This is a genomic window from Luteibacter sp. (assembly GCF_051958795.1).
GTDB lineage: Bacteria > Pseudomonadota > Gammaproteobacteria > Xanthomonadales > Rhodanobacteraceae > Luteibacter.
In genome coordinates, this window is record NZ_JBQCFT010000133.1 from 1 (window position 1) to 11,245 (window position 11,245).

Here is an 11,245-nt window from a genome sequence, read left to right on the forward strand (position 1 = left end):
AGCGCTACGAAACCGAGGCCGAGTACGTCGAGCGCGTGCGCGCCGACCTGTCGAAAAGCGCGGACGAGATCGCCGCGCACACCGGCGTGCGCCCGCGTGCCATCGCATGGCCGTACGGTGCGTACTCTCGCGTCGGCACGAACGTTGCGATCGGCCTGGGCATGACGGTCACCTTCAGCCTGGGCGATGCCGTGCCCTCGCTGGGCACGGGCGGCACGATCCCGCGGCTGCTGGTCAGCGGCAACATCACGGCCAACCGCCTCGGCTGGCTGATCCGCCACCAGACCCGCGTCGACCCCACCCGCGCCGTACAGGTCGACCTCGATTACGTGTACGACCCCGACCCCGCCCAGCAGGATCGCAACCTGTCGAAGCTGCTGGACCGGATCAAGCGCATGCATCCCAGCCAGGTGTGGCTGCAGGCGTATGCCGACCCCGATGGGGACGGCGTCGCCGATGCCGTGTACTTCGCCAATCGCCATCTCCCCGTGCGCGCGGACCTGTTCTCCCGCGTCTCGTGGCAACTGCGCACCCGCGCCGGCGTGCGCGTCTACGCGTGGATGCCCGTGCTGGCCTTCCGCTTCCCCGACGGCAAGGACCTGCCTTCGCTGGCCGGCGAACCGAAGCCCGGTGGCGATCACTTCCGCCTCGCGCCGTACGATCCGCGCGTCCGCCAGATGATCGGCGACGTGTATGAAGACCTTGCCATGCACACCGACGAGGCCGGCGTGCTGTTCTCCGATGATGCGTACCTGCGCGACACTGACCACTTGGGGCCATGGGCGAAGAACAGCGCCGCGCAGAACACCCAGGCGCTGATCGCATTCACCCAGGACCTGGTGACGCGCATGAAGAAATGGCGGCCGCAACTGCTCACGGCGCGCAACCTATATGCCCGCAACGTCCTGCAACCGAACGCCGAGGCCTGGACGGCGCAGAGCCTGCCTGCCTTCATCAAGGCCTACGACATGACCGCGATCATGGCCATGCCGCAGCTGGACCAGCAGGCGGACCGCATCGGCTGGTACCGGAACCTCGTGGGAAAAGCGCTGGCCCAGCCGGGCGCGGAAGACCGCGTGCTGTTCGAGTTCGCCACGGTCAACTGGCGCACGAAACAGCCGATCGACGTGCGCGATATCAATGACCGCATCCGCGCGACGCAGGCAGCGGGCGCCCGCCACATCGGCTACTACCCCGACGACTTCCTGCACAACCACCCTGACCTGGAAGCGATCCGGCCGTACATTTCGGCGTCCGACTACCCTTACCCGGAGCCCGCCCGATGAACTACGGGGTCCTGCATTTCCTGCTGGAATTCGCGTTCTATTACCCGCTGGCGATGTCGCTGGTGTGGATGAGCGGCGGGGTCATCTATTACCTGCGCTGGGAACGCAACGAGCCGATCCGGGTCAAGCCGCCGACACTCGCGGAGTACCCGATGGTGACGCTGATCGTGCCCTGCCATAACGAGGGGGAACAGGTGCGCGAGACCATCGCCCATCTCGCCTCGCAGCAGTGGCCCAACTTCGAGATCATCGCGATCAACGACGGCTCGACCGATGACACCGGCGCGCAGCTCGACCAGTTGCTCGACCAGTACCCGAAGCTCCGCGTCATCCACATGGCATCGAACCAGGGCAAGGCCATGGGTCTGCGTGCCGCCGCGCTCGCGTCCAACGCCGACTTCCTGGTGTGCGTCGATGGCGACGCCCTGCTCGACGACTACGCCACGCACTGGATGGTCTCGCACATGCTGGATAGCCCGCGCGTCGCCGCGGTCACCGGCAACCCGCGCATCCGCAACCGCTCCACGCTCCTCGGCAAACTGCAGGTGGGTGAATTCTCGTCGATCATCGGCCTGATCAAGCGCGCGCAGCGCGTCTATGGGCGCATCTTCACGGTCTCCGGCGTCATCGCGTGCTTCCGCAAGAGCGCACTGCACGACGTGGGCTACTGGAGCACCGACATGGTGACGGAGGATATCGACGTGAGCTGGCGCCTGCAGATGCGCCACTGGGAGATCCGCTACGAACCCAATGCGCTGTGCTGGATCCTGATGCCCGAGACCATCCGCGGGCTGTGGAAACAGCGCCTGCGCTGGGCCCAGGGCGGATCCGAAGTGTTGCTGCGTTACACGAAGAAGCTGCTGAACTGGCGCCAGCGGCGCATGTGGCCTGTCGCATTCGAGTACTTCACCAGCCTGCTCTGGTCCTACACCATGGGCACCATCATCGCCCTATGGGCGCTGGGGCACTTCCTGCCGCTGCCGCCGTCGCTGCGCATCGACACGCTGCTGCCGCAGTGGCACGGCGTGGTGCTGGGCATCATCTGCCTGCTGCAGTTCGGCATCAGCCTCCTCGTCGATCGACGCTACGAGACGCGGATCGGCCGCAATTACTACTGGATGATCTGGTACCCGCTGGTGTACTGGGTCCTCAATACCGCCACCTCCATCGTGGCGCTGCCCAAGGCGATCATGAAGCGCAAGGGCACGCGTGCCGTATGGGTCAGCCCGGACCGGGGACTGCGATGAAAGCCGAAGCCATTGTCATCCAGCGGCCTGAGCGCCAGAGCGGTGCGCAGAAAGCATTGTTCGGCGTGGTGACCATCACGCTATGGGTTGCGTGGGCCTTCCTCTGGCTCCCGCTGGTCACGCTCGGCGCGTGGGCCTACGGCATCCGCGATGCGCTGACCCAGTTGCACCTCATGGATCCGATCACCGACGGCGGCGACATCTACGTCGTGCTGACCGTGGCCGTTGTCACCGCGGTGATCTTCACCAGCTGGTCGGCATACAACTACGCGCGCTTCGTGGGCAAGCAGAAGCGCCGCGGCAATTCACCGGTAGGCGTGGCCGAAACGGCAGCGAAGATCGGTGCGCACACCGACGATGCGATACGCATGCAGGGCACCCGCCGCGCGGTGGTCAGCGTGGCGGATGATGGGTTCATGACGCTGAAGGATGCCAGCTAAGGCCCTATCGTAGGAGCCCACCCTGTGGGCGACATCTTTCGCGGTAGAGCTGGAGGACCCGAAGCTCTTCCGCGAACGGCGGCGCCCACAGGGTGGGCTCCTACGATTTGTTACACCGCCTTGAGCAGGAACACCCCGAAGGCCGGCTCTTCCGAAACCCACTGTTGCTCCACCGCCCAGCCCGCGCGCGCGGCCAGGGCGGCGAACGTCGCCAGCGTGAACTTGTGTGAGTTCTCGGTGTGGATCGTCTCGCCCGCTTCGAACGCGAAGCGCTGGCCCGACACGGTGACCGTCTGGGCTGAAACGCTTTAGAGGTGCATCGCGCTGCGCGCCTTGCCGGCGTTCCAGCTCGCGCGGTGCTCGAACGCACCCACGTCGAAATCGCCGCCGAGCTCGCGGTTGATGCGCACCAGCACGTTGCGATTGAAGGCGGCCGTGACACCGTCGGCATCGTCGTACGCGGCCAGCAGCGTGTCGATCGCCTTCACCTGGTCCGCGCCGACAATGAAACGCGCACCGGCACCGAGCCGGCGACGCACCGCGTGCATCAGCGCCACCGCTTCATCGGCCTCGAAGTTACCGATGGTCGAACCCGGGAAGAAGGCCACCGCCGGATGCGCGGCGAACGCCTCGGGCACGTCGATGCCGCGCGTGAAGTCGGCCACCACCGGGACGATGGGGAGGTCGGGATACGCCGCGCGTAGCCGTTCGGCGGCACCCTCCAGTGCGTCCGGACTGATGTCCACCGGCACGTACGCGGCCAGCCCCGGCTTCGCGTCCAGCAGCAGGCGCGTCTTTTCGCTCGCACCACTACCCAGCTCGAGCAACACCGCGCCATCGGGGATCGCCTCGGCAAGCGCCGGCGCGATCGCCTTCAACAACGCCATCTCGGTGCGCGTCGGGTAGTACTCCGGTGTCTCGCAGATCGCTTCGAATAGGGCCGAGCCCGCGCCGTCGTAGAAATATTTCGGTGAAAAGGTCTTGCGCGGTGCGGCCAGGCCGGCGAGCGTATCGCGCAGGAAGGCCTGGCGGTCGTCGTCTTCGCTGATCGCCAGGTCGCGGGCGAGGCGCAGGCCCGCGAACATCCAGCGCTGGCCCGGGCGGTAGAAGTTGCGGTACGACGGCCGCGAATGGCCGGGCGGCGTGACCGACGCGCCACCGCGCAGCACCATCTGCCCGCTCATGAACTTGCCGTTGTATTCGCCGACGGCGTCGTCCGCGGCACGGAACCCGGGGTACGCCGTGTAGGCACTCGCGGTCCATTGCCATGCGCTGTCGTAGACCTGCTCCAGGTCTGGCCGCGTGCGCACCGCATGCTCCCACTCGGCTTCGGTGGGCAGGCGCGCACCGGTCCAGCGCGCATAGGCATCGGCCTCGTAATAGCTGACATGGACAACGGCGGCGTCGGGATCCACCGGCGTCCAGCCACCCGGCGTCATGTGGAACCACGTCTCGCCTTCGCGCTGCCAGTACTGCGGCGCCTCCCAGCCATCCGCCTGGCACTGCGCCCAGCCATCGGAGAGCCAAAGTTCCGCGCGGCGATAGCCACCCAGCGCCATGAAGGCCAGCCACTGGCCGTTGGTCACCAGGCGGTCTGAGATCTGGAACGGTTCCAGCCACACCGTATGCCGCAGGCCCTCGTTGTCGAACGCGAACGGCTCATCGGCGGCACCGATGCGGACCGGGCCGCCGGCGACATGCCGGTAGCGCCCGGCCGGACCGGCGGGCATCGCCGGCCATGCCGGATCGAACGCAGGCTTCAGCGGCGACTGCGCGAACAGGTGCTGCACGTCCATCACGAGCAGTTCCTGGTGCTGCTCTTCATGGGCGAGGCCCAGCCGCAGGAGCGCTTCGCGCTCGGCATCCAGCCCCATGGCGATCAGCTGGCGCATGTGTGCGTCCACGTGGTGCCGGTACGCACGGACCCCGTCGATCCCCGGGCGGGTCACGAGGCCACGCGTGGGTCGCGGGTGACGTGGGCCCACCGTCTCGTAGTACGAGTTGAACAGGTAGCCATACGTGGCGTCGAACACCGAGTAGCCCGGGAGGTTGGGTCCCAGCAGGAAGGTTTCGAAGAACCATGTCGTATGGGCGAGGTGCCACTTGGCCGGGCTCGCATCCGGCATGGACTGCACCTGCATGTCCTCGGCGCCCAGTGCGGCGACCAGGGCCTCGGTGCGTGCACGCACGGCATCGAAGCGTTCTGCGAGGGTCAGCGCCGGCGCGGCCGCAGCATTCGTGGAGGCCGCGGCGCAACCCGCGGCCTGGTTTTCGAGGATGGCTTGCATGGGGATGGGGCTCCGGCGGCTCAGTCGGGCGTGTGCTCGATCGTCACGCGGTCGGGGTAGAAAGCGAGATGGCTTGCGATGGGAGCCACCGACTCACTGGGCGTTTCATACGTCCAGATCGCGTTGATCGCCGCTTCGCTGTTGCCAGGCAGGCTGTAATAGGAGGCCTCGCCCTTGTACGGGCACCACGTGGTGTGCTCCGTGCGACGCAGCAAGGCCATGTCCGCGTCGCCACGCGGGATGTACAACACGGCGGGGTAGCTGGCTTCTTTCAGGCTCAGCGCATTACGCGTGTCGGCGATGACCTGGTCACCGAACCGGACCACGACGCGGCCCTTCGCCGGGCTTATCGTGATCGGATGGTCGGGGCCGGGGATCCTGACGGGACGGGAGGACATGCGACTCTCCTACGTTGCGGGCTTGCAGACAGGAGATCGTGGGACCCGCCGCCGCCCAAGCCAAGCCAACAGGCTGGAAAAGGTGAAATGTCTCGCAGGCACAGATGGCAGGATTGGACATTCATGCGTCCTGCCGATCAGCTGGCGCACTTTCCCGCAAGTGGCGCCTTCAGCACGTCATCCAGCGTGCTCGAAGGCAGGCCCGTGGCCCTGCCCGCCACCGGGAAGTCAATCCGCACGTCCGAACTCTTGCCGTTCGCATTGCGCACGGTGCCCTTCCCCTCGTAACGCAGGATCCGCCGATCGTCCGCGCCATAGGTCATCCCGATGGTCGGGGCGGCGAACGAGTACCAGGCATCCAGTTTCATGGCCAGGTGCCGCTGGCCCTGGGCCACCTTCCCGCCCATGATCTTCACGTCGTAGAAGCGAAAGCGGCTGGCGACGAGGTACGGCACCGAGACGCCGACGTCCAGCGCGTCCCAGTGGGCGCGGATATAAGGGTCGAAGCCGGCATCGATCACGGCGCCCTTCGGCACGTCGATGGTGCGGGTCTCTTCATCGGCACCCGGGCGCTTGACCCGGATCTCCAGGCGGTCGCCCACGGCCCGCACGCTTTCGTGGAAGCCTTCGCGGGCGTCCTCGTAGGTCATGTCGGGGCGCGCGAGGTCGCTGCCCGCCCGGAGCACCTTGCGTGCGAACGGCGTCCCATCGGGGCATTGGTAGCTGACCACCTGGCGCGGGCCATCGACGTAGTGGATCTCGCGATACAGCACGGGGCCGCCATTGCGCGGCATGGCGTCGCCGGCGAAACGATCGGCGGCGTGGGCAGCGGGAAGGCAGGCGCCGATCAGGGCGAGCACCAGGCGTTTCATGGTCACGGGAAGGATCCTTGTGTGCCGGCCGAGGGTGGCCGGGGCATGGTCGCGCTGGCGTGACGGGGGCAAGCCCGCCTGCACCATCTTCACATTTGTCGAGAAACCGTACGTAAGATATTGACGCCAAGGCTCAACTTCCAGTCGAGCCGGCCGATATGACCATAGCGTTGCAAGCAGGGGGAAAAGCGCGCCATGAAACTCGTCATTGCCGCGGTGGCCATCCTCGCGGTCCACGTGATCGCGCTGGTGCTGACCCCGGCTGGCGGCATGGCGATCTCGTACGGCTTTTTCTTCGCCGTCGCGGTGGCCGCGATGTCCAGCACCGTGCTAGCCTGGCACAGCTCGGGCGAACCACGGGATTCGCGCTGGTGGCTGTTGCTGGCCAGCCTGGTGCTCTGGACCGTCGGCATGTCGCTGTCGGCCCGGCAGAACTACGTCATGGATAACTCCAATCCGGCGCCCGGCGACAGTATGTTTTTCTACATCCTGTACGTGCTGCCGGTGCTGGTGGCCGTCTCGTCGGCGCCAGTGGCCGCCCGCAAGAAGTGGGCCCGGTCGATCGACCTGGTCCTCGCGGCGCTGCTGGGCGTGCTTTTCTACGTGCGCACCTTTTCCATTGTCTCGGTGGAAGGGGCGATGGGCCCGCAGCAGGCGGTGGATGTCGCGCACATGCTCGACTTCGAGAACCTTTGCCTGGCGGTCGCCGCGCTGTTGCGCTTCCTCGCGACCGATCGCGCGGATGACCACTATTTCTTCCGCGCGGTCATGGCGTTCTTCGTCTGCTACGCGATCTCCGGCTACTTCTACAACCACTACATTGCGCTCGGTGGCCACCCCGACTTTGGCGACTCGCCATGGGATGCCCTGCTCGATATTCCGTTCCTTGCCCTGTGCATCGCTACGCTCTCGCGCAAGCCGCAACGCCACTGGCATCCGCCGGTGTACCTCGTGCGGTTCGTGCAGAGTGCCAGCCCGACCTTCCTGGCGATGAGCGTGCTCGGGTTCGGGCTGATGGTGATCCCGGGGTATCCGTCGCTGGGCATCACCGGTGCGATCGCCGCCGTCATCGGGATCGGCCTGCGTGGCACGCTGGCCCAGGTGGACCTGGTGGAAGAAGAGTTCCGTCTCTCGCGCAGTCGTGACGAGCTCGAAGGCCTGGTGTTCGTCGACAGCCTGACCGGGCTGGCCAACCGCCGCGCGCTGGATGAGCGCCTGTTGCGCGAATGGCACCGCCCCGGCCAGCGTGAGCCGATCGCGCTGCTGATGATCGATGTCGATTACTTCAAGGAATACAACGACCGCTACGGCCACCTCGCCGGCGACGACTGCCTGCGTGCGCTCGCGGCGACGATGATGGCGCGCGGCCTGCGTGCGGGCGACTTCCTGGCCCGCTTCGGCGGCGAGGAGTTCGCCGTGGTGGCACCCGGTACCCGCCTGGCGGAAGCCATGGTGCTCGCCGAGGACCTCCGCGCCCATGTCGAAGCCCAGGCCATCGTCCACCCACGCAGCCCGTTCGGCGTGCTCACGATCACCGTAGGTGTCGCGGCGATCCAGCCGAGCACCGTGGGCGGCCCGCTGGAACTGCTGAATGCCGCGGATCGGGCCCTGTACCGGGCCAAGCACAGCGGCAGGAACCGTACGGGCAGCCTGGGCGAGGTCCGCCAGGAACCCTCCGCGCGCGCCGGTTAACCCCGTTTGCCAGGGAGCCACGTTTCATCGTCATGACCCAAAGGAGGCCATGCACGATGAACACGATCCGCGTTTCCCTCTCCCTGCTCTTCACCGGCCTGGTCGCCGCGGCGGGCGCCGCCGGCGCCGAGCCGCCACAGGCCCGGCATGTCGGTTATGCGCCGGTCCCCGAAGCAGGCGTGAACTGCACTGATGCGCAGCCCATCGGGTACGGCTACGCGTCGGCTCCGGCGCCGTTGCCCATGCCCATGCCTGTGCCCGCGGGCCGACCGATCGCGCAGCAGAAGGCGGTCGCCGCACCCGCCGCGGCTGGCGCGATGCAAGGCTTTGCCGCACAGGAAGCCACCCTACCCGCTCCGCCGGCACCGCCCGCGCCACCCGCCGATCTCGCGGCGAAACGCAGCGCGGCGGCCCCACAGGTGGCGATGCAGCCTGCCTACCGGGTCGCGATGCTCCCCATGCAGGACGTCGACACCAGCCGCTACGCGCATCGTGACACCAACCCGGTGCACCTGGCCGCGACCGACCCGGTGTCCACCTTCAGCATCGACGTGGACACCGGTTCGTACACCAACGTGCGCCACCTGTTGAACGAAGGCCAGCTGCCGCCGGCCGATGCCGTGCGCAGCGAGGAGTTCATCAACTACTTCAACTATGGCTATGCCGCGCCGAAGGATCGTTCGCGCCCCTTCAGCGTGACGACCGAGTTCGCGCCGTCGCCGTGGAATGCAGACCGCCAGCTGCTGCTGGTCGGCATCCAGGGTTACCGCGTGCCGGCGAGCGAAATCCCCGCGGCCAACCTCGTGTTCCTCGTCGATGTGTCGGGCTCCATGAACTCGCCCGACAAACTGCCCCTGCTCAAGGCCTCGCTGAAGCAGATCGTGCCGAAGCTGCGCGCACAGGACCGCATCTCGCTCGTGACCTACGCGGGTGCCACCTGCGTCGCCCTGCCCGCGACCGCCGGCGACCAGCACGCGAAGATCAACGCGGCGATCGATGCGCTCGGTGCCGGTGGATCCACCAACGGCGCAGCGGGCATCGACCTCGCTTACGCGCAGGCTGCCAAAGGCTTCATCAAGGGCGGCGTGAACCGGGTGATCCTGGCGACCGATGGCGATTTCAATGTCGGCACGGTCGGCGTCCAGCAACTGAAGGACCGCATCGCCGACAAGCGCCGCAGCGGCATCGCCCTGACCACGCTCGGCTTTGGCGAAGGCAACTACAACGACGAGATGGCGGTAACGCTCGCCGACGCCGGCAATGGCAGCCACCACTACATCGATAGCCTTGAAGAGGGCCGCCGCGTCCTGGTGGACGAGATGTCGGCGACGCTGATGACGATCGCGAAGGACGTGAAGATACAGGTCGAGTTCAACCCGGGTGTCGTCGCGGAATACCGCCTCATCGGTTACGAGAAGCGCATGCTCGCCCGCGAGGACTTCAACAACGATGCGGTCGATGCGGGCGAGATCGGTGCCGGTGCGAATGTCACCGCGCTCTACGAGATCACGCTGAAGGGTGCGAAGGGCGCACAGGTGGATCCGTTGCGTTATGGCAACACCGAAGCGGCACCGGCGAAGGGCAATGAGCTGGCCTTCCTCCGCCTGCGTTACAAGGCACCCGAAGGCGGTGCGAGCCAGCTGATCGAGCAGCCGTTGTCCGCGAACGTCGGCACCGCCAGCGATCGCCTGCGCTTTGCCGCTGCGGTTGCTGCCTTCGCCGATAACCTGCGCGGCGGCAAGTTCAGCGAGGGCTTTGGCTACGATAAGGTCGCCGCCCTGGCCCGCGGGGCGCAGGGCAAGGATGAAGGCGGCTACCGTGCCGGCCTGGCCCGGCTGGCGGACCTCGCGAGCGGGATGCAGACGCCGGTGGCTGAAAGCTCACGCTGATCCGGGCTGCCATGACGCCAGCTAATGCCGTAACCTCGTCGGCCATGGATGCTCCCCTGGCCGACGATGCCTCGCTGATGCTCGCCTGGGCGGGCGGAGACGCGGCCGCGTTCAGGACGCTATACGCACGGCACAAGGGGCCGCTGTACCGGTTCCTGCTGAAGACGGCGAAGGACCGCGCCGTGGCCGACGAGCTGTTCCAGGAAACGTGGGCGCGCGTCATCGCGGCGCGCGACCGCTACCGGCCTGAAGCGAAGTTCAGCACCTGGCTGCTGCAGATCGCGCACAACCTCGCGATCGATGGCTTCCGCAAACTGAAGCCACTGGCCAGCAGCGACGAGGCCGAGGCGGTATTTGCCGCCCAGCCGGCGCCGGAACGCGAGCAGCCCGAGAATGCGTTATCGGAATTCGAGTTGCGCCGGCGCATGCAGCAGGCGATCGACAGCCTGCCGGATGACCAGCGCGAAGCGTTCGTTTTGCGCATGGAGTACGAACTCTCCCTGGAGGACATCGCCGCCATCACCGGCGTGGGCCGTGAAACCGCCAAGTCACGCCTGCGCTATGCCATGGCACGCATCAAGCAGTGGTTCGCCTGACGATATGAATCCGAACATGCCACCCCCGAGCGACGACGAACTGCCCGACGAGCGCGAGCTCGCCGCGCTGTACGCCCGTCTGCCGAAGACGGAGCCCGACGCCGCGCTCGACGCCGCCGTGCTGGCCGCAGCGACGCGCGGCCTGCCGGTCCGCCGCCGCCCGCGCTGGCCCGTCGCACTCGGCTCCGCCGCCGTCCTCGTCCTCGCCGTCGGCGTGGGCTGGCACATGAAGCAGACGCCTATCCGCGATCCGATCGCTGAGAAAGCCGCCGTACTCACCGCCGCCGAACCCGCCTCGGCCCCGGCTGCGGCCCCGGCACCGCCTGCGGCATCGCCATCGACACCTGCTGCTGCACCGGCGCCGCCTCCGGGCGCCACCTTCGAGTTATCCCAACGCGCCGCCCCACCTTCTGTGGGAGCGCGCTCGCGCGCGATCCACGCTCGCGACACCACTGCCTCGACTGTAGGAGCGCACCCTGGGCGCGACGCCGTTCGCGCCACCCCCGCACGCCCCCAGCCCCAGTACCTCGAGGCCCG

The 11,245-nt window shown here is 67.2% G+C and carries 8 protein-coding genes and 2 pseudogenes; 7 read left to right on the forward strand and 3 right to left on the reverse strand.

All coding sequences use genetic code 11. The features are described 5' to 3' along the window. The 3 genes from pgaB to pgaD all read left to right on the forward strand — a co-directional run. Positions 1–1,286, forward strand: a 1,286-nt coding sequence (pgaB, locus tag ACTHLF_RS07495; protein ID WP_440326225.1) for a poly-beta-1,6-N-acetyl-D-glucosamine N-deacetylase PgaB, incomplete at its 5' end; no start/stop codon positions are given. Next, positions 1,283–2,533 carry a poly-beta-1,6-N-acetyl-D-glucosamine synthase gene (pgaC, locus tag ACTHLF_RS07500; protein ID WP_440326227.1) on the forward strand — a complete coding sequence of 417 codons (1,251 nt, stop codon included), beginning with the start codon at positions 1,283–1,285 and terminating at the stop codon, positions 2,531–2,533. The genes pgaB and pgaC, both read left to right, overlap by 4 nt. Next, on the forward strand, positions 2,530–2,973 hold the full coding sequence (pgaD, locus tag ACTHLF_RS07505; protein WP_440326229.1) for a poly-beta-1,6-N-acetyl-D-glucosamine biosynthesis protein PgaD: 444 nt from the start codon (positions 2,530–2,532) through the stop codon (positions 2,971–2,973). The genes pgaC and pgaD overlap by 4 nt, the downstream gene beginning before the upstream one ends. A 110-nt stretch (positions 2,974–3,083) precedes the next feature. Here the strand turns inward: pgaD and egtB are convergent. The 3 genes and pseudogenes from egtB to ACTHLF_RS07520 form a co-directional block, all read right to left on the reverse strand. Continuing rightward, positions 3,084–5,261 (reverse strand): annotated as a pseudogene (egtB, locus tag ACTHLF_RS07510) (ergothioneine biosynthesis protein EgtB). A 20-nt stretch (positions 5,262–5,281) separates the two neighbouring features. After that, a complete protein-coding gene (locus ACTHLF_RS07515; RefSeq protein ID WP_440326231.1) occupies positions 5,282–5,659 on the reverse strand; it encodes a DUF427 domain-containing protein in 378 nt (125 codons plus the stop codon). A gap of 137 nt (positions 5,660–5,796) precedes the next feature. Further along, positions 5,797–6,537, reverse strand: a complete 741-nt coding sequence (locus ACTHLF_RS07520) for a hypothetical protein (protein ID WP_440326233.1) — start codon at positions 6,535–6,537, stop codon at positions 5,797–5,799. Positions 6,538–6,726: 189 nt separating this feature from the next. On the opposite strand from ACTHLF_RS07520, the gene ACTHLF_RS07525 reads away from it, so the two are divergent. The 4 genes and pseudogenes from ACTHLF_RS07525 to ACTHLF_RS07540 all read left to right on the forward strand — a co-directional run. Next, complete coding sequence (locus ACTHLF_RS07525; protein ID WP_440326235.1) at positions 6,727–8,223, forward strand: diguanylate cyclase; 1,497 nt, start codon at positions 6,727–6,729, stop codon at positions 8,221–8,223. 56 nt (positions 8,224–8,279) lie between these two features. Continuing rightward, positions 8,280–10,112 (forward strand): vWA domain-containing protein, encoded by a 1,833-nt coding sequence (locus ACTHLF_RS07530; RefSeq protein WP_440326237.1) that lies wholly within the window; start codon positions 8,280–8,282, stop codon positions 10,110–10,112. Between the two features lie 44 nt (positions 10,113–10,156). Beyond that, the gene (locus ACTHLF_RS07535; protein ID WP_440326239.1) at positions 10,157–10,708 is read left to right on the forward strand and encodes an RNA polymerase sigma factor; all 552 of its coding nucleotides are present in this window, start codon (positions 10,157–10,159) and stop codon (positions 10,706–10,708) included. Between the two features lie 16 nt (positions 10,709–10,724). Next, positions 10,725–11,245 (forward strand): annotated as a pseudogene (locus ACTHLF_RS07540) (hypothetical protein); the annotation flags it as partial.